This window comes from Natranaerofaba carboxydovora, from assembly GCF_022539405.1.
In the GTDB taxonomy this organism is placed as follows: Bacteria; Bacillota; Natranaerobiia; order Natranaerobiales; family Natranaerofabaceae; genus Natranaerofaba; species Natranaerofaba carboxydovora.
In genome coordinates this window covers 2,057,281-2,083,315 of sequence record NZ_CP054394.1, presented here as the reverse complement: position 1 = coordinate 2,083,315, position 26,035 = coordinate 2,057,281, and the positions used below count along the sequence as shown (strand labels likewise).

23 protein-coding genes are annotated in these 26,035 nt (G+C 32.4%); 19 read left to right on the top strand and 4 right to left on the bottom strand.

All coding sequences use genetic code 11. The features are described 5' to 3' along the window. Positions 1–33: 33 nt before the first annotated feature. On the top strand, positions 34–537 hold the full coding sequence (locus tag ACONDI_RS09865) for a hypothetical protein (RefSeq protein WP_241078376.1): 504 nt from the start codon (positions 34–36) through the stop codon (positions 535–537). Positions 538–591: 54 nt separating this feature from the next. Beyond that, positions 592–930 carry a hypothetical protein gene (locus ACONDI_RS09860; protein ID WP_241078375.1) on the top strand — a complete coding sequence of 113 codons (339 nt, stop codon included), beginning with the start codon at positions 592–594 and terminating at the stop codon, positions 928–930. A 56-nt stretch (positions 931–986) separates the two neighbouring features. Here the strand turns inward: ACONDI_RS09860 and ACONDI_RS09855 are convergent, their stop codons facing one another. Continuing rightward, complete coding sequence (locus tag ACONDI_RS09855; RefSeq protein WP_241078374.1) at positions 987–1,496, bottom strand: GNAT family N-acetyltransferase; 510 nt, start codon at positions 1,494–1,496, stop codon at positions 987–989. Between the two features lie 246 nt (positions 1,497–1,742). Between ACONDI_RS09855 and ACONDI_RS09850 the strand changes: the two genes are divergently transcribed. The 4 genes from ACONDI_RS09850 to ACONDI_RS09835 all read left to right on the top strand — a co-directional run bounded on the left by ACONDI_RS09850 (position 1,743) and on the right by ACONDI_RS09835 (position 3,201). Continuing rightward, the gene (locus ACONDI_RS09850; RefSeq protein ID WP_241078373.1) at positions 1,743–2,042 is read left to right on the top strand and encodes a DUF3343 domain-containing protein; all 300 of its coding nucleotides are present in this window, start codon (positions 1,743–1,745) and stop codon (positions 2,040–2,042) included. A gap of 135 nt (positions 2,043–2,177) precedes the next feature. Continuing rightward, positions 2,178–2,387, top strand: a complete 210-nt coding sequence (locus ACONDI_RS09845) for a hypothetical protein (RefSeq protein WP_241078372.1) — start codon at positions 2,178–2,180, stop codon at positions 2,385–2,387. An 83-nt stretch (positions 2,388–2,470) separates the two neighbouring features. Then, a complete protein-coding gene (locus tag ACONDI_RS09840) occupies positions 2,471–2,851 on the top strand; it encodes a hypothetical protein (RefSeq protein WP_241078371.1) in 381 nt (126 codons plus the stop codon). Between the two features lie 29 nt (positions 2,852–2,880). After that, positions 2,881–3,201 carry a DUF6199 family natural product biosynthesis protein gene (locus ACONDI_RS09835; RefSeq protein ID WP_241078370.1) on the top strand — a complete coding sequence of 107 codons (321 nt, stop codon included), beginning with the start codon at positions 2,881–2,883 and terminating at the stop codon, positions 3,199–3,201. A 71-nt stretch (positions 3,202–3,272) separates the two neighbouring features. Here ACONDI_RS09835 and ACONDI_RS09830 read toward each other — a convergent pair whose 3' ends face one another. Continuing rightward, positions 3,273–4,448, bottom strand: coding sequence for a fasciclin domain-containing protein (locus ACONDI_RS09830; protein WP_241078369.1), 1,176 nt, complete (start codon positions 4,446–4,448; stop codon positions 3,273–3,275). Positions 4,449–4,655: 207 nt separating this feature from the next. Between ACONDI_RS09830 and ACONDI_RS09825 the strand changes: the two genes are divergently transcribed. Further along, positions 4,656–5,204: a DUF3793 family protein gene (locus ACONDI_RS09825; protein WP_241078368.1), complete on the top strand. Its 549-nt coding sequence runs from the start codon at positions 4,656–4,658 to the stop codon at positions 5,202–5,204. Between the two features lie 108 nt (positions 5,205–5,312). On the opposite strand, the gene ACONDI_RS09820 is transcribed toward ACONDI_RS09825, so the two are convergent. Beyond that, entirely contained in the window at positions 5,313–6,191 is an 879-nt protein-coding gene (locus tag ACONDI_RS09820) for a glycine betaine ABC transporter substrate-binding protein (protein WP_241078367.1), read from the bottom strand. 298 nt (positions 6,192–6,489) lie between these two features. Here ACONDI_RS09820 and ACONDI_RS09815 point away from each other — a divergent pair, with 298 nt between their 5' ends. The 12 genes from ACONDI_RS09815 (at position 6,490) to ACONDI_RS09760 (ending at position 24,540) form a co-directional block, all read left to right on the top strand. After that, positions 6,490–6,816: a nucleoside triphosphate pyrophosphohydrolase gene (locus tag ACONDI_RS09815; protein WP_241078366.1), complete on the top strand. Its 327-nt coding sequence runs from the start codon at positions 6,490–6,492 to the stop codon at positions 6,814–6,816. A gap of 164 nt (positions 6,817–6,980) precedes the next feature. Next, a complete protein-coding gene (locus ACONDI_RS09810) occupies positions 6,981–8,669 on the top strand; it encodes a phosphoadenosine phosphosulfate reductase domain-containing protein (protein WP_241078365.1) in 1,689 nt (562 codons plus the stop codon). 2 nt (positions 8,670–8,671) lie between these two features. Then, on the top strand, positions 8,672–9,592 hold the full coding sequence (locus tag ACONDI_RS09805; protein WP_241078364.1) for a DUF4007 family protein: 921 nt from the start codon (positions 8,672–8,674) through the stop codon (positions 9,590–9,592). Beyond that, entirely contained in the window at positions 9,589–13,299 is a 3,711-nt protein-coding gene (locus ACONDI_RS09800) for a hypothetical protein (protein WP_241078363.1), read from the top strand. The genes ACONDI_RS09805 and ACONDI_RS09800 overlap by 4 nt, the downstream gene beginning before the upstream one ends. A gap of 366 nt (positions 13,300–13,665) precedes the next feature. Continuing rightward, positions 13,666–15,078 carry a DEAD/DEAH box helicase gene (locus ACONDI_RS09795; protein ID WP_241078362.1) on the top strand — a complete coding sequence of 471 codons (1,413 nt, stop codon included), beginning with the start codon at positions 13,666–13,668 and terminating at the stop codon, positions 15,076–15,078. Continuing rightward, positions 15,078–16,877: an ATP-binding protein gene (locus tag ACONDI_RS09790; protein ID WP_241078361.1), complete on the top strand. Its 1,800-nt coding sequence runs from the start codon at positions 15,078–15,080 to the stop codon at positions 16,875–16,877. Before ACONDI_RS09795 ends, ACONDI_RS09790 begins: the two co-directional genes overlap by 1 nt. A gap of 25 nt (positions 16,878–16,902) precedes the next feature. Beyond that, positions 16,903–17,847: a phospholipase D family protein gene (locus tag ACONDI_RS09785; protein ID WP_241078360.1), complete on the top strand. Its 945-nt coding sequence runs from the start codon at positions 16,903–16,905 to the stop codon at positions 17,845–17,847. Positions 17,848–17,934: 87 nt separating this feature from the next. Then, the gene (locus ACONDI_RS09780) at positions 17,935–19,836 is read left to right on the top strand and encodes an ATP-binding protein (RefSeq protein WP_241078359.1); all 1,902 of its coding nucleotides are present in this window, start codon (positions 17,935–17,937) and stop codon (positions 19,834–19,836) included. A 97-nt stretch (positions 19,837–19,933) separates the two neighbouring features. Then, on the top strand, positions 19,934–20,389 hold the full coding sequence (locus ACONDI_RS09775) for a gamma-glutamylcyclotransferase family protein (protein WP_241078358.1): 456 nt from the start codon (positions 19,934–19,936) through the stop codon (positions 20,387–20,389). Positions 20,390–20,613: 224 nt separating this feature from the next. Beyond that, on the top strand, positions 20,614–23,232 hold the full coding sequence (locus tag ACONDI_RS09770) for a sensor domain-containing diguanylate cyclase/phosphohydrolase (RefSeq protein WP_241078357.1): 2,619 nt from the start codon (positions 20,614–20,616) through the stop codon (positions 23,230–23,232). A gap of 108 nt (positions 23,233–23,340) precedes the next feature. Beyond that, entirely contained in the window at positions 23,341–23,808 is a 468-nt protein-coding gene (locus tag ACONDI_RS09765) for a helix-turn-helix domain-containing protein (protein ID WP_241078356.1), read from the top strand. Between the two features lie 102 nt (positions 23,809–23,910). Beyond that, positions 23,911–24,540 (top strand): flavodoxin family protein, encoded by a 630-nt coding sequence (locus tag ACONDI_RS09760; protein ID WP_241078355.1) that lies wholly within the window; start codon positions 23,911–23,913, stop codon positions 24,538–24,540. 93 nt (positions 24,541–24,633) lie between these two features. Here ACONDI_RS09760 and ACONDI_RS09755 read toward each other — a convergent pair whose 3' ends face one another. Then, complete coding sequence (locus ACONDI_RS09755; protein ID WP_241078354.1) at positions 24,634–25,908, bottom strand: tetratricopeptide repeat protein; 1,275 nt, start codon at positions 25,906–25,908, stop codon at positions 24,634–24,636. Positions 25,909–26,035: the final 127 nt, after the last annotated feature.

Sequence of the window (26,035 nt, the reverse complement as noted above, 5' to 3'; positions counted from 1 at the left end):
TTTTATGCATTTATTAGCGTTATTTTTATAAATTTGCAAAATGCACTACCTGCAACTGGACGTGTTTCTCTGGACTTTTTTCAACCATACAGTGTGGGTTTAAGAGGGATTCTGGCTCAAATAATTATTGGGATGATAGTGGCCCTCGTACTGTATCCTTTCTATGAAATTATTGTAAAAGGTAACTATGGTTGGTTGTACCTATTTGCAGCCTTGTGGGGTATAGCTATCCTGGGTTCCCTGGAGCCTAGGCCTGGTTCCATTGAGGGTATGTTATATACGGAGATAACTTTTGGGGAACATGCTCTGGTGCTAGCAGCGGGAGCTGTCCAAATGTTGATCTTTGCCCTTTTGTTTCTTCGGTGGGAGAGATCGAGCGTGGGTTTTATGGAAAAAAGCGAAATCGGGATTATTAAAACTTTTGATAAAAGTACCTCAAAAACAATAAGGGGGTACGTAGGCCGTTTTACTATATTTCACGTAATCATCTATATGCTTGTAGGAGGCATTTTCTATGAAATTTCCGGATATCAGTAAGCTTTAGAAACAATGGAGTACTTCGAAATCTGGAGAGACCTGGAGAATATTTACATGCCTTTTGTTATATTGGGTGGCCAAATTCTCCGAGGTGGTATACTGGCACTGCTGCTTTATCCTTTCTACCGTTATTTTATACAGAATAAACGCGGTTGGTTGATGCTTTTTGGCTTGTTGTTAGGGCTCAAAGTTTTGTTTATTTCTATCTCGATTCCTGCTACCTACGGTGAGCTAACTCAGCAGCTTCAGGATTCATTTGTAGGTCTACCCGAAATATTTGTGCAAACTCTGCTATTTGCCTATGTATTTTTTGTATGGGAAAGAAGGAGAATCAACAAAGGAAATAACAAAAAAGAAAAGAATAAAAAGATAATGCCCAAATTTTCCGGTTAATAATAAGCCCATTAGTCTAATTGTAATTTTAATCGAAAAAACAATAGAATTAATTCCTAAATAATCTTTTGGTAAGCTACTACATCCAAATAGCGTCCTGCTTTTTTGCCAATTTCTTTGTAGTGAGCCCTTTTTATGTATTCATTTCGTTCAAACATATCAACGCTTTTTTGATTATTCCCACAAATTGTTGCTATTAAGGCATGAAAAGATTTAGTCTTGGCATAATCTTCTATGTACTTAATACCCTTGCTTCCTAAGCCTTGACCAATTAGCTCTGGCTTTAAATAGATACTTACTTCACCTGTTTTGTCATAAGCTTCTCTATTTTTGTATTGTGCTATCATAACAAAACCGCATATTTTATTTGCTTTTGTAATAACAAATGTTTTATATTTAGGATCAGTGAAAAAGACCAGTTCTCTCATATCGTCAATTGATAAAGAGTTTATATGAAGGGTAGCGGTTGTATTTAAAACATAATAATTATAGATTTCTAAAACTTCTTTTAAATGCCTTTCCTTTATTTCTTCAAATTTAACTTCTTCGCTGATATTTTTAGGCAAAGCTGTTCCACCCCATATTTAAGTAATATTTTACATTATATCAATTTATAATCGATTTTTCGAACTATAATTAAAATTTAATAACAAGCTTTTGATATTGTCATAGAGGCAGGAGACAAAGGATAACCTGTAGTATATGTTGATTGAACTAGCAAATTTTACAGGAGAAAAATTAAGAATTGCTGAATTGCTACTTAGGCATTGATTCAAGTTTATTAATTAAGTTAGTAGGTGGGTGATGATAAGATGACTTTAGACTTTTGGGAACTATTATTTGTATCCTTAGTAATTGTAGTTCTTATTTATTATTTTGTGTTTCAAAAGAACAAATGGGTAGAACTTTATGGAGGGACAAACAAAAATCTAGGTGAAGTCCAGGCAAGATACTCCTATCTTAAAGATAATGGAATTAGATGCAGACTAAAATCTAACACCCCACCCCCAAATAGATATGCTACTTCTAATACAACCAGCGTGACTCTGTTGGTATACAAAGAAGATGAAGATAAAGCGTTAAAGTTAATGAGTGAATTTAATCGAAAATAAGAATTAGCCCACAATTAGGTCACATAACATTTTTCCAGGGAGCATACTATCTTCCATATTAATCCTATGGTATAATATTACAAAAGTAGTTTTGAAAAGGAAGATTTTAATTATAGGATTAAAGGGTGTGATAAAATGACTAAAAATAACAAAGAAAATAAAAATAATGAGGAAAATAATGAAGAAAATAATGAGGAAAAAAGATATGAAGTATCTGATTTTGAATTAGGAGAAATGAAAGGTAACTTCTTTGGCAAAATCTTCTTCCCTGACAAAAAAGCTTTATTTATCTATATCGGCTTGATTATACTAGTAATAATAGTTATTCCAATGCTGTTTAGTTAATCTTAATTTATTCCTAAAAATTGGAGGTGTTAGTTCTGAGATATGTTAAATCTATTTATTTTGATCAAAATGAGTTAGATGAAATGGAAAAACTCTTGTCTATGAAAAATAAATTACCGGATTATGGTGAGAATGAAGTAATTAAAAAACATTCAGTTATCTTTCCTGATGACTCTATAGCAGAGATCAAAATATATAATGGGGACCCACCTTATATGAAAAATTCATTGCAAGGCCCTAAAGGTGTCGAAGTTTTAAGTGAAGTTAAAAAAATATCTGATTTTAACCAGGTAACAGGAGAACATATGTTTAGAACTGACGATAATATTTATATAGTAACTATCAGAAAAAATACCATAATAAACAAAATATCGGCTTTATTAAAAGAGAAAATACTAGGTGATACAATTAATGCTCATCACAAAAGCTGGGGAGATAAAGGCGTATTTAGTAAAGACAAATAGGACTAATCATTATATGGTGGTGAATAATATTGACTAATAAACTAAGCAATGTAAAAGTAAAATTAATTGTAATAGCTGTGGTTATTATCATTGTGTTTGCTGTGGGAATATATAGTACAGTCACAGATAGTGGACATTCTAATGGTGAATCTGCTGAGATGGGACTAAACCCTTTGGGAGTAATTATCTTTGCTTTAGGTTTGTTGGGGGTATTTAGGCCCAAAACCGTATGGTATTTAGAAATTGGATGGAAAGTAAAAGATACTGAACCTTCAGAGTTAGCTTTAATAGCGAATAGAGTTATAGGTGGGATCTTATTAATAATAGGCTTGGGACTGATGTTTTCTTAAAATACAGTATTAGGGTATTCATCCCACGGTTTTAAACCGTGGGATGAATACCTGCTTATATGCCGGGTTTTTTAATCAAACCTACTTGGAACTAACACATCCTCTACAATGTGAATTACTCCGTTAGAAGTTTTTATGTCCGCTTTATTAATATTTATTTCATATTGGGCATAAGTCAGCTTAAAATCCGAACCATCTTCAGTACTAATAGTAATATTATCTCCTGCAAGGGTTTCAAATTCCAAATCTTCTTCAATATCCTCTAAAAGCAATTTTTCAGGGACGATATGATTTGAGATAGCTTCAGGTAGATTTTCTTGTGCTAAAAGTTCTTCTTTTGATGAAAATTCCAGCAGTTCTTTTAATTCTTCAAAAGCTTCATTTGTAGGTACGAATACAGTTGATCTATCTTTTTCTATTTTCTCTGATAGTTCAAACTTTTGGACTGCTTCTGCGAAAACACTAAAACCTGGATCTTCCATTATCACATCTAAAGTAGAAGGCTCAAAATCATTGGTATCTTCAATCTCTTCCCCTTTGAAATCTAAAAGCCCCTCATCCAAATCATATATCCACTTAGCTTCTTGTACTTCTTTTGCACCTGCACTATATGAAGTAAAAGATAATTGTTCTTTTTTATCATCCCAGCTTAAATTTCTAAAGTTAGTCAACTCACTGTGACCTATTGATTCATTATCGATTTCCTCAATGTTTTTGCCTTTTGAATAACTATCGATAAACAATTCTCCCTCTTCTGAAGCTGAAGTCAAGGTATAAGCAAAATGATTATTATCATAGTGCCAGGTGATGGCATCACTTACACCTGCTTCTCCCATAGCTACATTAGTAATAATAATTTCGTCACGTGTCATGTCTATTACCCCTGTTGCAGAACTAGTCGTAGCCATTGTATAAGGGCCCGCAAGTGCAAAAGCTATTTTCTTTTCGTTTTCTGAGTAAGTGGCATCAATTACTTTATCGTAACCTTCAGGTTTTGCTTCTGTTTCTTCAGGGTAATTAAGTTTTTCAACTTCTTCTTCCCATTTATCTTCTAGTTTAGTAATTATTCTTTCTAACTGATTTTCAGTTAGATCTTTTGCTGAAAGGCTCGTATCATAAATATCTTCATTAATTTCTTTCTCCCCATCAAGATCTTGCTTGATTTCCTCAAAAACTGTACCTTCACATCCTATTGTTAATCCAATAATAGCAATTATGATAAATAAATATATAATTCGCTTACCCAAATTTATCCCCTCCTGCTTTGTGTTTTTCTTTATATCAGGACGATTTAAGCTAATAAAAGTTATGATGCTGCTGTAAAAAAGTTTATAAAGTGCAACATTAAAGTTACTATCTTCTAAAAATTCTACATAATGGCTTTCAAAAACATTGTTAAATAAGGAAAAACTATTAAATAGCAAACACTTCAAAATAGATGGGAGATTTTACATATGAAAACGGAATTTTATGATCTTTTAACTACAATCGCATATAAAACTGCGCCTACAATTTTACTTAATAAACCCTCTTCGCTTATTTCTTTTACCAAAGGGAATAGAGACCTTTATTTGCTCTGGGATATGTATAAAGAAGATATCAAAAACGAGCTAAGTTTAGAATATTATGAGCTTAGAAGAACTTCGCAAAGTGTGCTTGTTTTATTTTTCAAAATAGATGAATTATCACGTCATCTCTCTGACCCTAAAAGGATTGCTTTTTTGGAGAACTATGGGTATCATGCTAATTCATCGCTAGAAGAATCTTTGTCATTATTGAGAACTAACGTAGATAAAGGTTTTTATCATGAAATAGGAATCTTTTTGGGATATCCTATTAAAGATGTTATTGGTTTTATTGAGAATAAAGGGAAAGATTATATATTCAAAAGGTACTGGAAGGTATATCACAGGCCTGATAGGGCTAAGAAACTCTTTGATTCTTATGACAAAGCAAAGGAACAAATGATTAACTCAATAACTATTAACTATAGCTATGTTTAAAATTTGAATATAAATTTAAAAAGGGGCTAGTTGTAGCATAAAGAGAAAGTGAGGAGACATTATACGATCTCCCCACTTTTTTCTTTCATTTTATTTTACAAATACATATTACTGAGGCAACCAACCTTCAACTATATCTTCGTTTTCATCCATCCATTCTAATACTATTTCAATAGCTTCATCTTCATTATCTACACCATCTGTAATCTGCATAAGCTCTCCTAAGGTCTCATCATCTACATAAAAATTACTCAGTAGTTCTGCGACTTCTGGGTGTTCTTCTTCAAATCCAGTTCTAGTTATAGCATGGATCATTTCTGCTTCACCAAAAGTACCTTCTGGGTCTTCTAAGAATTTTAGGTCCCACTCAGCAAACTTCCAGTGGGGAGTCCAACCAGTAACTACAATAGGTTCTTCGTTATCATATCTGCTCTGAAGCTCTGCTACCATACCTGATTCACTGCTATCTAGCAAAGTAAATTCAGACAAGCTATCATACTCTTCAAGAGCACTTTCGGTTGCCTGCATTAATCCAGCACCCGGTTCTATACCTGTTATTTCGCCTTCAAGCTCTTCTTTGTACTCTTCAAGTTCATCTATGCTGTCTATATCCATATACTCTGGTACAACTAGACCAATTTTGGCATTTTCATAAACAATATTATGATCAACTAACCCTTCCTCGTTATCTTCATAATAATCCATGTGAGTTATTGGAAGCCAGGCTGCCATATAAAAATCCTGGTTACCTGCAGCTACATCAGTGAAAATTCCACCAAGGTCAGCTAAAGTTAGATTGACATCATAACCCATTTCCTCTTCAAGTATTGCCGTTACAACATAAGTCTTGGCTGCTGTACATGACCAATCGGCATAGGGTAACTGTATTTCTTCCTGTCCTTCTGCCTCATCACAACCAGTAAAACTAACTAGAGTAATTCCTACTAAAAAAGTAAAAATAAGTAGTATGCTTAGCTTTCTTTGCAAGGCTAACTCCCCTCCTGATTTATTTTTGTCAAGCTAATGACAGGCTTGATAGGTTAAAATTATATATGAAAAAATAGTATATAGCAAAAAGCCTTTGTCTGCCTATATGTGCTTGTATGGCTAATTAGCACAGATGTACCAAATTGTAAATGCTATATAGAATATAATTCATATATTCTAGCAAATTGAGCGATTTAGTTGGCTATTCATTTTGAGTAGGATTTTTTGGCAAAATATAGAACTATGTCTAGAAATAGTAGAAGATAAATAATAGAGAAAACTTTGGGAGGGTGTTTTTTTGAGAGAGGAAACAAAATACAATAAGCTTATTCGAGATAAAATCCCTGAAATTATAGAGAAGCAGGGAAAGATAGCTGAAACTACTGTTATAGAAAGTGAGAAAGAATATAGAACTCGTTTGATGGCCAAATTGAAAGAAGAAGTAATGGAATATTATAACTCAGGAGATCCTGATGAAATAGCTGATATATTAGAAGTTCTCTACACTCTTATCGATAAAGTGCATAATATGAGTGTATTAGAAATAGAGAAAACAAGACTTAAAAAACAAAAAGAACGGGGCGGATTTGAGAAGAGGTTAGTTCTAAAGAGGGTGTGGGAGTGAGGGGTCAGAGTCGAATTAAGTCGAAAAATAGATAGAAATATTTTTTAGTGATTTAGAAGGATTTACAAGCTTTAAGAAGAAATCATTATATTAAATTGTTCTTGGAGAAAGAAGCTTAGTTCTATTGTTATTCTCCAATAATTATTAGAGGGAGGATAATAATTTTGAGAATCAGTCGAAATCTTGTAGATAAGTTAGACTTTGAAGGGAAAAAAGAAAAATTAAAAATAGGATGGTGTTTCAACTGTAATTTGACGGTTGTTACTATAAAAGACAGAATAGAAACTTGTACTAATTGTAATACAGTAGTAAAAAAACTAACAAGTGACTTACGTCCTGTTTTCGCTAGAGAGAGAAAGTTAATGGAGTTTTTTGGTATAGACTGTATAGATAAGACAGTGTGGAAATCAATAAAAGCTAAGCAATATTTTGTTGATGGAAATAGCCTAGAAATTCCTAATATGTCTGTTATAAGAGAAAAGATAGATGATATTAGAAACTATATTACCAAGTATTCAGAAGAAGATTTTGAAAATATGGATTCAAAAATAATGTCTGATTATAAAAGAACATTAAAGTACTGTGATGATTATTTGAAGAGTATCGAGGAGATAGCATTTGAATTTATAGAAGAGAAATTAGCTAAGCATCATAACAAAACTGCTGTTGTTTCCTTTAGTGGTGGCAAAGACTCTACTGTAGTATCAGATTTGGTAATAAGAAAAATGGGAAGCAGTAAAATTCCCCATATCTTTTCTGATACCACCCTTGAGGAAGAATATACATATGATTATATACAGAGTTTTCGCCAAGAAAATCCTCTTATTCCTTTCTTTATAGCTAAAACTAACCATGATTTTTATGAATTAGTAGATGAAATAGGGCCGCCTAGTAGGGTTATGAGGTGGTGTTGTTCTGTTTTCAAGACCACTCCAATTGACGACATATACAAAAAAATGGAAGACTCATTGGGTAAAATTTTAGCCTTTTACGGAGTCAGAAAAGCTGAATCCCAGCAACGAAGTAAGTATGATGCAGATACAGATGGAGCGAAAATGGTAAATCAAACTACAGTATCACCTATAATGGATTGGCTTGAATTTGACATTTGGCTTTATATACTAATGAATGAATTAAATTTTAATAAAGCTTATAAATTAGGTTTTACCAGAGTGGGTTGTTGGCTTTGTCCTATGAATTCTTTCTGGTCTGATATATTAGTTGAATTATTTTATCCTGAAAGGTTTAATAAATGGAATGAAAAACTCATTGATTTTGCTAAAAAAATTGGTAAAAGCGATCCCGAAGTTTATGTTTTTGATAAAAAGTGGACTAATAGATTTGGGGGAGCCGGGTTAGACAATCGTTTTACAGGACTTGAAATTGAGGCATGCGGCGAAGTTAAAGGTATGAAGCGAGTTAATTTGAACTCTGAAATTAATGATCAGTTTTTTGAGTTTTTAAAACCATTTGGAAATTTAGAAATAAAGAATGAAGCATTAGGGGAATATTATTTAATTCCCAAAATTAATGGCGGCAATATTGAATTGAAAATATATATTCAAGTGTTTAAAGGGTCAAAAGATATAAGAGTTTCAGTAATGAATGCTTTGGTGGCAGAAAAAGAAAAGTACCAAAGATATATAAAATATCAAATAACAAAATTTCAAAATTGCATTTATTGCACTACATGCTCATCAGCTTGTCCTAAAGGTGCTATTAAGGTGGATCCTTTACAAGGTAAATATTATATTGACGAGACAATGTGTAATAATTGCTTGAAATGTGTGACTTATTTTGACTCAAATGGATGCTTGATAGCAAAAAGTATAGGATCTTATGGGGAGGGGTAATTTTGGCTTTTGCTAAACATCAAAGTTTTTATATTAGAGAAGGTTGGCTAACTAAAGGTATTAAGGCTATTGATAAAGATGAACGCTTTTTTCATAGAGAAGATGCCTTTGTCAAACTAGGGCTGGGGAAAAACATGGTACAAGCTTTGAGATGGTGGATGCAAGCTACAGGGCTTGCCGGTGAAAAAAAGAAAAAAGGAAGCAAAAATGTAAATTATCTCACTGAAGACTTTGGAGAAAAGATAAAAGAAAATGATAAATATATAGAAAATAAAAATACTTTGTGGCTAATTCATTATCATCTTGCCAGTAATGAAAATGAAGCCTCAACATGGTATTGGTTTTTTAATATTTTTAAAGAAAAAACATTTAAGAAAGAAGATATAATAGAAAAGTTGTCAATGTGGGCAGAAAATACTTTTGATAAAAAAGTTGCAGAGACGTCCCTGAACAGAGATGTAGATTGTTTTATAAGAACTTATTTACCCTCAAACAAACAACTATCACCAGAAGATACAATGGAATGTCCTTTGACAAGCCTAAATTTATTAAAAGAAGATCTAAATGATAGAAAGGTCTATCATTTTAATAGTGTAGATAAAAGCCAAATCAATCCTTTGGTTGTAGCTTATTGTATCTGTGACTGGGCTATTAATATAAAAAATAGTGGGGAAGTTACTTTAGATGAATTATTAAGAAGTCCTAAGACAGTGGGTTTGATATTTAACTTGGATTTTACTAGTCTAACGGATATATTATTTCAATTAGATAATGAATATCCTGAGCTTGGCTTTAAAGTTGATAGGACAGCTGGATTAGATATTGTGAAAGTTCCTATTGAAGATGGTATAAAAAATAAAATTTTAAACCTGATATATCAAAGGGAGAGTAAAACTACTCTTACAGGAGGGACAAGAGTGTGACAACCCTAAGTCAACTGGTACAAACCGCTGAACATTTCCAAAGAGCAACTAATATATATTTAGATTTTAATGACGCAAGTAAACTTAATAATTACATACCTTCCCAAAAAGCTTTATCAATTTTAGAGGATGTATTAAATGGGACTATTAACAATCAAAGGGCTCATGTTATTTATGGGCCTTATGGTGTTGGGAAGTCAATTTTAGGAGTTATATTAATTAATATACTGACCAAAAATGCAAACAACTGTAAAGAACTTAAAAGATTAGAAGAAAGAATTAAAAAAGATTTTCCAGCTTCTAATTATCCTAAGATAATAGAGTATCTAAATAATAATACTAGCTATTTACCTGTGATCTTACATGGGAATACTGATGATTTGCAAAAAGAAATGCTTTATTCATTAAAACTTTCATTATCTAAAAACGGTTTAGAGGACATAAAAATACCTTCTGCTTACGAAAAGGTAAAAGAAGTTATTGAATTATGGAAAGAACAATATGAGAATGTTTATTTTGATTTTATAAATTTGTTACAAGATAAAGGTAATATGACTATTGAAGAGTTTTATAAAAAGATAGACTCTTTTGATGAAGATAGCTTTAACTGGTTTATAAAGGTATATCCTGAATTAGCCGCAGGAGCGGAATTTGAATACTTTAATAATGGAAGTGTAGTAAAGACTTTTAAAGAAGTTAATAAAGAGATTAAACAAAAAGGATACGATGGAATAATAATCATCCATGACGAATTTGGTAGATTTTTAGAGAATAATCTAATCAAACCGAGTGGAGAAGATATGGCTTTACTACAGGATATAGCTGAAGAATGTTGTAATTCGAGTGAAACAGAAATGCATCAGGTGTTATTAACACATAAAACCTTTGGTCAATATGCTTATGGTTTGGAAGAAGAACTTGAAAAGGAATGGAGAAGGATTGAGGGCAGGTTTAATCTCCATCACTTTACCAGTGATAATGATATTTTTATTAGATTGCTAGATGAAGCTATTGAAAGACCGGATGAAAAACTTTGGTCTGACTTTGTAGAAGACAATAAAGAGTTTTTTAATAGTTTATATAATAGATCGAGAACGTTAGAGGTATTTAGGAACTATAGTGCTGATATAATAGAAAATAAAGTTGTCAAAGGCTGTTTTCCCTTACATCCATTAACAGTGTACTGTTTACCAAAACTGTCTGCAAAAATATCACAAAATGAAAGAACCTTATTTACTTTTTTGTCCAGTGATGATGCAAATAGTCTGAAGTCGTTTGTAAAAAACAAAAGTATAGAAAACAACAAAATTCCTTTAGTCCCTATTTATCAGCTATATGATTATTTTGAAGAGTCAATAAAAGCAGATAAAGGGGTCGGTGGTTCCTATAAATTGTGGCTAAAAACTGAAAATGCCCTTGGCAAAGTAGAAACAGAAAATGATCTTGCTAGAAAAATTTTAAAAACAATAGCAGTGGTTAATATTTTAAATGACCCAAAACTAACTGCTTCTACTTCATTGTTAACAACTGCTTTAAGTGATGGTAATTTACATGATGAAAATAAACAAATAACTTCTCAATTACAAGAATTAAGAAAAAAGAAACTTATATTTTTTAGAAGTGTGGAAAATAAGTGGGAGATAATTGAAGGTAGCGATATAGATTTTGAAAAAGAAATTAATGAGATCATCGAAAGTAAAAACATAGAAGAGATAACTTTGACGGAGATCCTTCAAGAATATTATCCCCCTCCTTCAGTGATTCCAAAAAAGTATAATGAAGATAAGGGAATGATAAGGTTTTTTGAAGGTGTGTATTTGCCTGTCAAGGAACTGTTAGAAAGTGAACAATTAATAAACAGAAAACTAGAAAAGGAATTTAAAGATGGAATGGTAATCTATGTGTTGCCTAAAAATTCATTCGAGTTAGAAAAGGCAAAAGATTATATTGAAAAAAATAATAACAACAGAGTTGTTTTTGCCTTACCTAACCACCCTCTAGATATTTTTGAAACTCTAAAAGAATTGTATGCTTTGAAATTTATGAAATCTGATACTAGCTTTTTAGAAGAGGACCCTAAAGCAGAATTAGAACTTAATTTACTTATGGAAGATACAGTTGATAGAATTAAGTCGGTGATTGGTCCTGTTATTGATCCAGATCTGGGTAACGTAAAGTGGTTTAATGCCGGAATAGATTTAGAAGCAAGATCCAATTCAGAACTATCTAGAGAAGTTTCTGATGTATGTGAAAATATATTTGATCAAACTCCTAAACTACTTCACGAAAATTTAAACAAAAATAACCCATCTAATATGCAGCTTAAAGCTTTAGAAAAAGTAATAGATGGATTGTTAGAAAAGCCAGCAGAACCAAAATTAGGTTTAAAAGGATACGGTCCTGACGTAGCAATATATAGAATGATGTTAGAAGAACCAGGGATAGTTGTAGATAAAGATGAAAAAGAGGTAGCAGAAAAGAATGAGGACATGGTTAAACCTTTTGAAGAAATTGTTGACGGTAGTTTACGTGCTATTTTATCAGGCTTTAGAGAGGAACTAGTAAAGTCTAGAGGCGAAGTAACTAATTTTAAAGATATTTTGGTTACATTCAGAAAAGAACCTTATGGATTAAGAAGAGGAGTTTTACCGATATTTTTAGCTTTATCTCTTAGAGAATTTATGCCTTTTGTAAATATAAAGTATAAGGAGGATGATATCTGGCCCATAAAAGGAGTAGATATAGTACACATGTGCTTTGCTTCAGAAAAATATTCAATAAAAGTAGAAGCAATTACGAAAGAGAAAAGTAATTTTTTAGAAGCGTTAAATTATACTTTAGAAGGCTATATTTATTCAGAAGATTATGGTTATCCACCTTCGATACAAGAAACAGGATATGCTTTAGTTAGATGGTTTCAAAGCTTGCCTAAATTTACTAGAGAAACTAAACAACTTAGCGATAAAGGGAAAAAATTAAGAAAAATTGTGCGCAAAGTAGGGACGAGTCCTTCGGAAGTATTGTTTGAAGAGTTTCTGCCATTTGTAAAAGAAAGTCAAAAAAATGAGGATAGTGATAAAACTTTAGGTAAAAATGAGTTTGTAGATTTAATCAATAGACTTATAGAAGAATTAAATGGAATTTATTATGAATTATTATTAAGAATTGAAAATGAAATCTATAAAACTTTTTCAAGCAGTAAAACAAGCTCTAATAACAGAAATGTATTAGAAACCGTTGTTAATTGGTGGCAGGGAATAGAAACTGAAAATCCAGATGTAGAAGAGTATTTGTTTCCTGATGTTTACCAACAGTCTTTAGTTGAAGCTATCAAAAAGTACAACAAAAAAGAGATAGAAAATTCAACAGAAGTTATTATGGAACTAGCAAAAAAAATAACCGGGCTAAATCCAGTGGATTGGAATGATAATACAGAAAAAGAGTTTTATGAAATGTTGAGCAGAGCTAAAGAAGGCATTGAAAAAGAAGTATCCTTAGAAAAAGAAGATTCAAACGAACTAGCGGAGATATCGATATATCTACCTGATAGTGGTGAAAGGAAGTTAACGTTCAAGAAAACTGAGCTTTCAAGTAATGCTAATATGCTACTTGAAAATATTAAAAACACCATTGAATTTGGAGGCAATTCGTTAAGTGCAGCAGAGAAAAGGTCGTTGGTGATAGAGATAGTTAACAATTTGTTGTAGTTTAATTTATCTAGGGTTTACTCGATTTGAGAGTAAGCCTATTTTATTTGTTTTTGTTTAGGAAAAAATCAAAGCTTTTAACAATTTTGAAGGAAATTAGAGTTATGTGGAGAAATTTATCAAATATAAAAATTTGCACATTTTTAAATAGTTGAGGTGTTTTAAATTCTAAAATTTGAACAATTAATTAGTCGAGTAGAGGAAGATTTACTTAAAACAATATTAGGCTCAGATATAATTAAATGGGCCTCATTTCTAAATGATTCCTATTCAAAAAATAAATATCTTAAAAAGGTTGTCCTTGATTTATATGGTGAAAAAGGACTACTATTAGACAAAAAAATTAGAGCTGAATTATTTGATTTATTGAAAGAATATGAAGCAGAAGTTTTAGCTACACTGCTAGATATAAAATATAATAGTACAACAGATTTATATAAAAACCTTAAGAATAGTAGTTTTAGCAGAGGGTCTAAAAGAGAAAAAAAATTGTTTAATTTTTTTGGGCTTAATCCTCCAGAAGATGAAGAATTTGATGTTCCAATCCAGGAAAAATCTGAAGGTCAATACATGTTATTTGAACATCAACGGCTAGCTGTAAGAAATGTGATTAGTCAATTAAACGTAGAACCTAGTAGAGTTTTGCTTCATATGCCGACAGGTTCAGGTAAAACTCGAACTACTATGAATGTTATATGTGAACACTTAAGATCTTTTGAACCAACGGTCATTGTTTGGCTTGCTACAAGTGAAGAACTTTGTGAGCAAGCTATAGAGGAGTTTAAAAGGTCTTGGTCATACCTAGGTAATAGGTGCGTAAATGTTTATAGATACTGGGGAAAACACGAGGTTAACATTAAAGAAATTAATGATGGCTTTATAGTTGCGGGATTTAATAAAATATATAATCTTATCAACAAATCAGAAGGTGTAAGCTCTATTGGTAAACTAGCTAGCAAGACAACATTTATAGTAATGGATGAAGCTCATCAAGCAATAGCACCTTCATATAAAATGGTTTTAGATCTTTTATATGTAGGAGGAGGAAACAAAAAATTATTAGGATTAAGCGCAACCCCTGGAAGAACATGGAATGACATTGATGAAGATGAAAAATTAGCCAACTTTTTTGCAAAAAAGAAAGTCAGGCTAGAAGTAAAAGGATATGATAACCCAATAGAATATTTAACTGATAATGGGTATTTAGCAGAAGTGAACTTTAGACAACTATTTCATGATAGTGAAGTGTTAACTGGAAAAGATTTGGAAGATCTATCTACATCAATAGATATACCTAAAAAAACATTAGAAAAACTAGGACAAGATAAACAGAGAAATTTAAAAATATTAAATGAAGCAGAAAAATTATTAAAAAAGCATCAGAGGATATTAATATTTGCCCCTTCGGTTTATAATGCAGAATTATTATCTGTGTTGCTACGGTTGAGAGGTTTTCATGCGAACTTTATAACTGGTAAGACTATGGAAACTGATAGGAAAAGGATTATTGAAGATTTTAAAAATGATGATATGACGTCAAAAGTTTTATGTAATTTTGGTGTTTTAACTACTGGATTTGATGCCCCAAAAACTAGTGGTGCTATAATTGCGAGACCTACCTTATCACTTGTCCTATATAGCCAAATGGTAGGACGAGCTATTAGAGGTCAAAGAGCAGGAGGTAATCAAGAAGCTGAGATTGTTACTTTAATTGACAATGAATTGCCTGGGTTTGGAGGCGTTTCAGAATACTTTCAAAATTGGGAGGATGTATGGTAATGCAAAATGAAACTTATGTACCTGCACATTTAGCCATTGAAGCTATGAGAGATAATGGTTACAAGAATTCTGCTTATGCTATTGCAGAACTAATGGATAATTCTGTTCAAGCAGAAGCAGATAAAATTGAATTATTATGTAGCGAGGAAGAAATACTATTACCTAATCGAAAATCAAAAAGAATATCACAAATAGCTGTGCTTGATAATGGAAAAGGGATGAATAATGAGGTTCTTAAAATGGCTTTGCAATTTGGAAATGGAACTCGTCTTACGCGTGACAAACGAGATGGAATTGGAAGATTTGGCATGGGATTACCAGCTTCATCAATTTCACAGTGTAAGTGTGTTGAAATTTGGTCTTGGCAAAATGGCATTGAGAATGCGTTATATTCCTACTTGGATGTTGATAAAATTAAGAATGAGCAAGTCCAAGAAGTGCCACAACCTGTTAATAAGAGTATACCAGAGGAATGGCTAGAAAGAGGAGCGAACTTTGGGGAAACAGGTACCTTAGTTGTGTGGTCAAATTTAGATAGATTAATGTGGAGTAAAGCAAAGACACTAATTGAAAACTCTGAACACTTGATTGGACGTATGTATAGAAAATTTATAAATAAAGGTTGTTTAGATATTCGCCTAGCTAGCTTTGATTCAGACAATTATAATAAATGTAGTTTTGAGCAAAAAGCAAAGCCTAATGATCCAATGTATCTTATGAAGCATTCAAGTTGTCCCGAGCCTTTTAATGACAAACCTATGTTTGAAGAGTGGCCTGCTAGAAAAGAAACAATCCAATTTCAGGGAATAGAGCATGAAATAACTATAAGATTTTCTGTTGCAAAGCCTGAAGCTAGAGCAAACAGGCAAGCTGGAGCAACTCCTCACGGTAAACATGCTGCAAAAAATGTAGGGATATCAATTGTGAGAGCTGGTAGAGAATTAGAACTTAATCAAAGTATTGTAAGTGCATCCGAGCCAAGAGAAAGGTGGTGGGGGATTGAGGTAGAGTTTCCTCCCGCTTTAGATGAATTAATGGGTGTAACAAATAACAAACAATATGCTAGAAATTTTTCCGATGTAATCGATATGGTTGCAAATGACTCAGAAAATATCTTTAGAAGTGATAAAACTTATAATCAAACCAAAGAAGAGATGGAAGAAGAGGGAGATCCTAGGGCTCCATTAATTGAAATAGCGAATATTATTAAAAATAACCATTCATCAATGATGGATATTATTCGTAAACAAAAAGAAGGGACTCAAAGTGATAAGAAAAGATATGAAATAAAACCGGAACAAACTGCATCGCAGATTACCCGTGAGAGAATGGAACAAGGATATAAGGGTGCTAGTGATGAAGGTGAAATTAAACCACCAAAAGATAGAGAAAAAGATATTAAAGAAGCCTTTGTTTCTACAGGATATGATGAAAAAACTGCCTCAGAACTTGCTGCTACAACAGTTTCAAATAATCTCAAATATTTTTTTACTGAAGATGATTTAGAAAGTGATGCTTTTTTTACTGTTAGGCCTCGAGGAGGAGCAATACACGTGAAATTGAATATGAAACATGATGCCTATAAACACTTAGTTGAGGTATTATTAAGTGATATTAATGAGAACGACCAAGATGAGCTTCAAACTCGATTGCATAATGCTTCTGAAGGACTGAAATTATTGTTAATGGCTTGGGCTAGATATGAAGATGAGTTGCCTGATGGACCTGATAAAGAAAAAGCTCAAGAAATACGTAATGACTGGGGAAGAATTGCTAAAAGATTTCTAAAAAAATCATAAATTATAACTGAGAAGAGGATCTAATATGGTGTACTTTCAAAGAGTTGGAGATAAATTACTACAAGAATTTAACGTTGTGCAGCAAAACTTAGTGATTGCTGCACCTTTTATTAAAAGAGGAGTTATTGAAAAATTATTAGAGGATGTTTCAGAAGATATTACAGTAACTTGCATTACACGCTGGAGACCGGATGAAATAATTAGTGGAGTAAGTGACATGGAAGTTTGGGATGTAATTACAAGAAGAAATAATTCGTTGTTATTATTAAATAGTTTTTTACATGCAAAATATTATAGAGTTGATTCTAAATGTTTTATAGGTTCGGCAAATTTGACGGCTTCTGCATTGGAATGGTCAGACCGTTCTAATCTTGAATTGATGATAGATATACCAGTAGACAATAAAATTTATGAATTTGAAAATTTGTTAATTGATTCGTCAATAAAAGTAAACCAGAATATTTACGAACAAATGAAAAATATAGTGGATGAATTTGATTGTACGAATATAAGCTTTAGAGATTTAGGATCTAGTAAATGTGGGAATCTTAACATTACCCCAAATAAAGAGTATGATATGTGGTCTCCGGAACTTCGTGAGCCTAAATATTTATACGATATCTATATTGAGAATTTTGAAGATTTAACTGAAGTTGAAGTTAATGCAGGGAAAAATGATTTGAAGAATTTTGTTGTCCCCAAAGGCTTGGACAAATATGGTTTTGAAAAGTATATTGCAAGTCAAATAATGCAAAAACCTATTGTTGGAGAAATTGATAATTTTTTAATGAAACCTAGAAAATTTGGGGAGATGAAACATTTTATAAAAGACCACTATCGTGAGTTAGAGTTAAATTGTACTTTTATATGGCAAAACCTCATGAGATGGTTGCTTTATTTCTTACCTAATAGATATGGTTACTTTGTTCCTAATTATACGGAAGTTTTTTATTTAAAAGATAATCAATAAGCCAACTTTTGGATAAATGTAAATAAGTAAACAATTTAAAAAAAGTTAAATAATTAATAGGTTATTATTATCGAGAGGTGAACTTAATTGTCAAAAATTGACTTGCTCAACCCTTCTAGATTTATGAGAGAAAATTATATAAATCAAATACGAGAAACAATAGAAGCTTACTCAGATTCAATGATAGTTTTGGGAGAAGCTTTACAAAATGCAGTCGATGCTGTTTGTGATAATCCTAATATTAAGAAGGGGAAAGTAGATATACTATTAGATTTTGATGATAATTTAGTTAAGGTTAGAGATAATGGGCTTGGATTTCCCAATGAGCTTTCTTTGTTATTTTTAGGCGGAACAGACAAAACTACAAAAAACAGAAAAGGTAAAATAGGAGTAGGGATTAAAGTGACTCTATTTTCTAGTGAATTTTTTTGTATTAGAAGTAATCTAGGTGATGATAATTGGAAAATTGAAATAAATAATGCAAACAACTTTGAGGATATGAGCGAATTAAACATTCCTGAGGAATTGCCTAAAGATTTAGAACCATTAGAAGAAAAAGGAACAGAGCTGGCTTATAAGCTAGAGAAAAAAACTTTTGATAATTTTATTAACGAATTATATACGTCTTGCTTAGAAGATAGCAAATTTGATAAAGCTGTAAGTGAGTATAACACTAGTTATCCTTCCATTTTTGCTGCGTTATTAGCTGCTTATTTACAGAGATTTACTTATATAGGAGATGTTCTAAACACTTTGAATATGCAAGATAACTATCCGGAAGAAGGAATTGACATTAACTTAACAATAAGCTGTAGGGATTCAAAGAATCGGTTGCCAGCGCGTTTATCTGAATGGTTTGGAGATAAAGAAGAACAAACTTTTAAAATTGAACCGAAATATTTTACTGTAGAAGATAGCTTAAATTGGGTGCCTAAAGGGAAGAAGGCTCCTAGTATATTTGATGACAAACTAGGGAGAGGAGGCAAAGGTGTACAGCGTACTGATGGTTTTAACCATTTGAAATTAGACAAGATTGAAGATTATAGGGAGCTATTACGTAATAGTAGAGGGAAATTACCTGAACAATTAAAAGAGTATGAAGAAAAATTATTTCCTAGTATAAATGGTATAATGATAACTATAGGCAGAATTCCAGAGTTTGAAATTTACTTACCAGGTTCAAGTCGTCGCGTTATATCTTGTAATGGAGTAGTAACAAATCATGATTTAGATATTACTAGTGGGAGTAACCAACATTATGTAAGATGCCTTGACTTGGTAATAGATGTAAAAGCGAATTTAAATTATGGAAAAACTCAATTAACAAATATGCATTTAGTAAAGCTTATAAGAGATTATATTAATGATGCTTATACTAGAGTGCTTCAAAAAGCAGCAGGAATCTGGGTAGGAAAGTTTCCGGCGATGATTGATGATGAAGATGATGAAGTCACCTACGTTGGGAGAAAGAATTTAGAAGATATAGTTGGTGACTTAAGTATAGATTTGATTTCCCAAAAAGAGCCCCATGATGAAAATGATGTTATTGGATTATTCTTTGAACTAGCAGGGAAATGTCTATTTCCGGGTTATAAGATTTTTGGTCTTTCTCAAATTGATACATTTGATGGAAGGGCGGCTATAATAAGAGAAGCCGATGAAGATAATGAAGAAAAATATTTTAATCCAACTGATGACGCAAAATTGAGAAAAATAGAATTCAAAAAAGAAGCAACAGAAGTCATACGTGATTTTGATAGAGAACAAAAAGATGCAAAAGAACTGGATTTGTTAATCGCTTGGGAAGAAGGTAATTATTCAGGAAGTGAAAATTATAGTATTTATGATATTGACCAAAGTAATGCGTACAGAGTCTCTCCCAAAAAAGTATTTCCAAATGTTACAAAATTCATATATGATGCCAGAGAAGGCTCTGAAGTACAGGTCGTTTTGCTAAAAGATCTTTTAAATGTTTATACTGTGGAATAAAGCTTATGTAAATGATGTATTATTCCACACTTAAAGCTATAAATTAGCATTTTATAGCTTTAATATAATTAATTACGCATATTAAAGGAGACCTCTAATGCCCAAAACCCAAATCCTCTACTTCGCCTTTGGCTCGAACATGAAAACATCTAGATTACAGGCGAGGACCCCATCAGCTAATCCAGTTGGTATTGCTAAATTAAAAGATTATAAACTTGAGATTAGTAAATACAGTAGATCTGACGGTTCTGGAAAAGGAAATATAATTGAATCAAAGAGTGATGAAGTATGGGGTGTTTTATTTAAACTTAATGAGTCAGAACTTAGTAATCTTGACAGAGCTGAAGCAGGTTACGATAGGGTGTTAAAGACTGTTATAGACAGCGAAGGAAAAGAACACGAAGCACTGTTATATCAATCAGATAAGTATACTGATGAACCTGCCTTTGAGTGGTACAAAAAGTATATAGTAGATGGTGCAAAAGAACATAACCTCCCGGAAGGCTATATAAAATATTTAGAGAAACTTCCTTCTAAAGGTGACAATGCTTAAAAACGTTATCTCGTTAAAAAATATATAAAATCCTAAGTCGGTATAACAGCCGACTTTTTTTATTTGCTTGTTTCACTCCGAATGAATTTGTTGATTTTATTTCAAAACATTGTCGAATTCTGTTGTATAAAAAAGAAAATCCATATGGTACAATAAATATAACCCACAAGAAAATATTAACAATAAGCTATTCAATATAATTAACTTTATAGTGGAGGGGTCTTATGTTTTCAGGTCATCATTTAGATCAATATGGTATTATCATCGATGCTTTTGAAGAGAATATTTGCCTGCTAAATGAGGATGGATATATCGAACAGGTTAATAATTCTTGGCTAGATTTTGCAAGGGCAAATAACGCTAACATAGATAGAGTTAAACAGGGTGTTAACTACATTGAGATTTGTAACAGCGCCGCTTATGATGATAAACAATATGCTTTTAAATTTAATGAAGGGCTTTTACAAGTTATAGAAGGTCGCATGGATAATTTTGAGATGGAATATCCATGTCATTCTCCAACTAAAGAACGGTGGTTTAATGCTAGAGTAACCCCTTATTACAAAGTTAATAACAAATCTAAAAATAAAGTGATCGTTACTCACCAAGAGATAACAGAGAAAAAGCTATTAGAAAGAGAACAAACAAAAAACTTATCTTTGTTAAGGGAAAGAATAAAAGAGCTTAACTGTATTAATGAACTTAGCTCATTAATAGTACAAGATTACTCACTCGATGAAATTTTACAAAAAACCGCTAATCTGCTTCCTATGTACTGGCAGTGTCCAGAAAAAGCCTGCTCTAAGATCGAATATAATGGAAAGGTATTTACTTCTGAGATTACTTTTGAAAGTGAACTAAAACTTACTAAAAGAGCTGAAGTTAATGCTGATATCAATAATAAGACAAGTTGTGAGATAGAGATATTGTATTCTGAAGATTTTGAATTTGATGGGAAGACTTCTTTTTTAGAAGAAGAGAAAAAACTACTAAGTTCGGTAGCTAACCAATTAGCAAATGTGATTACGAGGAAAGAAAATGAAGAAGAATTAGCTGATACTAAAGAAAATTTGTATATCACACTTAGCTCTATAGGTGATGGAGTGATATCGACAGACTCTAACGGTGCTATATCCTTTATGAACCCTCAGGCAGAGCGACTCACTGGGTGGCCGCTTGATAAAGCTGTAGGAAAGCCCCTTAAAGAAGTATTTAATATTGTAAATTCAAAGACAGATGAACCTGTCAACAACCCAGTAAATACTGTACTTAAAACAGGAAAAAGAAAAGACCTAGCTAATCACACTGCTTTGATTTCTTCTAGTGGAGATAGATATCAAATAGCTGATAGCGCTTCACCTATAATTGATAAAAAAGGGAAAATAAAAGGAGTAGTTTTAGTTTTTGCAGATGTAACAGAAAAGTACGAAAAACAAGAACTGCTAAGAAAAAGAGAAGAAAAATACCGAGCTTTGGTAAACCAGTCTTCAGAAATGTTATTTTTACATGATTTGCAGGGAAATATTTTAGAAGTAAATAACAAGACGGTTAAAGTAACCGGTTATACAGAAGAGGAACTTTTAAAAATGCGCGTGTTTGATTTACACCCTCATGGTGAAGAAAACACCCCAGAAATTATAATAAATAGGTGGTCAGAAATGAAAGCTGAAGACAAGCCTCTAACCCTTGAAACGAAACATAAGCACAAAGATGGTTCGCTTTGCCCGGTAGAGGTTACTACTAATAAAGTCATCATTGGTGAAGATTATTATATGCTTGCCTTAGTCAGGGATATCACAGAAAGAAAAGAACGTGAAGAGAAGTTAAGACATATGAGTTTGCATGATAGCTTGACCGGTCTCTACAATAGAGCTTATATGGAAGAAGAAATAAGGCGTTATGAGAAAGAAAGAGATCTTCCAGTGAGTATCGTTATGATAGACATAAATGGTCTTAGATTAATAAATGAAAATTATAGTTATGAAACAGGGGATGAGCTGTTGATTGAGGTTGGTAAAACCTTAAAAAGGGTGTGTGGAGAAAAGTATGTTATTGGGCGCTGGGGTAGTGATGAATTTGTAGTTTTGATGCCGGGTGCTGATTATAATAAAGCAGAAAAAATTATATCTACAGTAGAAAAAGAATGTAAGAACATAAATATTAATACTAAACTGCCGGTTAAGATTGCTTTTGGAATAGCTACAAAGATAGATTCTGAAGAAAATTTAAAAGATATATTAAGACAAACAGAAGATGATTTGTATAAAAACAAGCTTATGGAAACAGAAAGTGCAAGAAGCGATGTTATTTGGGCTCTATCAGGAATATTAAAAGAAAAAAGTGATGAAACTGAAGAACATGCCTTGAGGATGAAAAATATTGGTTTGGACTTTGGCAAGGTACTTGGTTTGTCGGATACGGAAATGAATAAATTATCACTATTGGCCGCTATGCATGACATAGGTAAGGTTGCTATCTCAGAAGACATCCTAAAAAAACCTGGAAAATTAACAGAAGAGGAATGGCAAATAATAAAAGAGCATCCACTAAGGGGATATAGAATTGCACAATCATCTAATAGCCTTATACACATAGCTGAGGAAATTTTGTCCCATCATGAACGCTTTGATGGTAAGGGATACCCCAGAGGATTGAAAGAAAAAGAAATACCATACCTTGCACGTGTGATAGCAATTATAGATACTTATGATGTTATAACTAACGGAAGAGCTTACAAATCTCCTGAATCAAAAAAAGAAGCGTTAGAGGAAATAAAACGCTGTTCTGGTGGTCAGTTTGACCCTGATTTGGTCGAGGAATTTATTAAATTAATGAAAATATAGCTTAGCCCTAGACCTTGACTTTTTTATTTTATTCTGGTTTTATAGATATACAATGAATTATAATTTAATATCGGTAGTAGAATCAACTTAGATAAAGGGTGACTATGAATGGATAATGAACTAATAAGAATAGGGGATCTTGCCAAAATGGCTGGTGTTTCCACCAGGACAATAAAGTATTATGAAGAAATAGGGCTTATCTCACCTGCTGATAGAAGCTCAGGTGGATTTAGATATTACACTAGTGATGATTTGATTAAGATAAAGGTTATTAGGAATTTACAGGAGATGGATTATCCTCTATCACAGATAAAAGAGTTTTTTTCTATACGAAATAGCAGTGATTCTGGGAATGAAGCTGCTTCTAAAGTCCTTGAAAACCTAGAAGAACAAGTTGAAGAGATTGATCAAAAAATTCAGGAGTACAAACAGCTAAAAAAAGAGATTATGGAAACTAAAGAGCTTGTAGAGAATTGCCTTGGCTGTACTAATAAGCCAACTAGAGAAACTTGTTCTGGGTGTAGTGTTTTACTTAAAAAGGATAGGATTCCTTTACCTCTTAAAGCAATTTTATAATTTTTTGCCCAAACTTGACATAAACGTACACGTTGGATTATGATATGCAATAAATAATATTTTCTTTCCAAGGGGAGGAGAATAGGGGGAGGCTTTGTATTTATGAGTGCTAAAATTTTGGCTGTCAGTGGGAGTCCGATTAAAGACAGTAACATTGACAAAACTATCAAGAAAGTCTTAGAAGGTTCAGGAGAAGAGGGTGAATTTGTAAAACTAAGCCAGCATGATGTAAAACCCTGCCGGGCCTGTCTTGGTTGTGTGGATGATAATAAATGTGTACTTAGAGATGACTATAGCAAAGAACTAGAAGAGAAATTTAGGGAGGCAGATGCTTTAATAATTGGGGCTTATCCAACATTTGCCTCGGTTGATGCAGGTACCAAAACATTTTTGGAGCGGACATATTCTTTACGACATAATGAAATTTTGACTGCTGGAAAAAAAGCAGCCATTGTAGCAGGCGGGTTTAAAGGTAATCAACCGGTAGAAGATTGGTTAAAGTTATTTTGTAAAGCTCAGCAAATGGATGTGGTAGGGAGTATGCACACCTGTGGTAATGCAACCTGTCTAGTATGTGGTTCTGGTGAAACATGCAAAGTATCTAATGTACCTGCGGTATACGGTTGTGATAAAATTGATGAAAGCATGTTTAGAAACTTTGAGAATATCCCTGAACTTCAAGAAGAGGCATATAATTTGGGTGTTAAGCTGGCAGAAGAACTAAAAAACTGATGAAAATAGATTGAAAAAAATAGATTTAAAACCATTAAGGTCGCAGTATTTTTTTAACTGCGACTTTTCCTATTATACAGGGGTGTTAATTATTCATGTCCTTACCAAACTTCTCCTAAATGTGTACTCTCTTTTCTTCAAAAAGTTGAGATCTCTTATTATTAGCTCAATTGCACTATCTTCTAGGACTTCATTTTGATCTTTTTTTGCAAAAATAATCTGTTTGTAATTAGGGCATATAACTGAAGCTATATTAAGCGATTCATATGCTTCATTTATCTTTGCTTCATTTGTTGTTTCCATCTCTTCAGATGATTTCAAGTTTGTAAGGGCATGTAAAGATAATGCTAGGCTTAGTATGATATCATAATAACCTTTATAGTCTTCTGACATTAACTCACTGAAGGCTTTTTCTGAGCTTTGAGGACCTTCTTCCAAACCTTTGTATTCATTTAATAAGCTATGGTAGCATGAGATTTTTACGTTTTTTATGACAAATGAATTTTTCTTTATTAGCCATTCTGTGTGTTCTATAACTTTTTCATATTTTTCAAGGAGATAATTTGTAAAAGCCAGTTCTAATAGAGTCAAATTACAGGCTGAGTTTAATTTTTTGGCTCGTTTTAGATAAAGAATAGCTTGTTCTGGTTTGTCATGTAACCTGTAAATAATGCCCAGATCTCTATATGCTTCACTCTCTAACTTCTGTAATTCTTTTTTTAACTTTTCTCTAATTCTTTTTTCGTCGGTGTTTGTATTTTCATTAACCAAATCCACTTTTTGATTTTTATCTTTTTTTGGGTTCCTATCTTTGGCCATTTCTTCTAACTTTTTTTCGTCGATTAATTTTCCATATAATAATTCACTGTTATTAATCATTCTAATACTGTTGTAATAACAATCGATGGCACTGTCAAAATCCGGGTTTAGATGATATACTTTTGCTAACTGTAGATAAGTGTATCCATCTTCTTTAAGTGTTAAAGATTCTAGAAAAGCCGAGATAGCCTCTTTAATTTTATCTACCTGCAGATACATTTCTCCAAGTTCTAAATAATCCCTGGCTGTATAAGCTCCTTTTCTGTTAATAAGTTCTATTGCTTTGAACGGGATATGAGAAGGGTGTTTACTGTGAACGAAGCCACCCCTATAGCTATAAGTAGTAACAGATGTGTTGTCGACAGATATTGTAGAAGAATCGACAAATAGTGGTTCCTCTTTTACAAGGCCCACACAAGAAAGGCACTTTTTAAAATTTGGCTCGCTGTTTATTTGAAGCTCTATACAGCAGCTATGGCAAATCTTTTTATTTTTTATATGACATGATAATAACTTTGAGTCTTCTTTGCCGCAAACATAACAAGTCATGTAAAAGTTCTGTCCTTTCTTTAATAAATTTACGAAAGATATGCTAATAGTTAATTATTAAGTTAATTATACATTAGTTGGCAATAAGCTTAAAAGTGTTAAATGCTTAAATATAAATCAACTACAT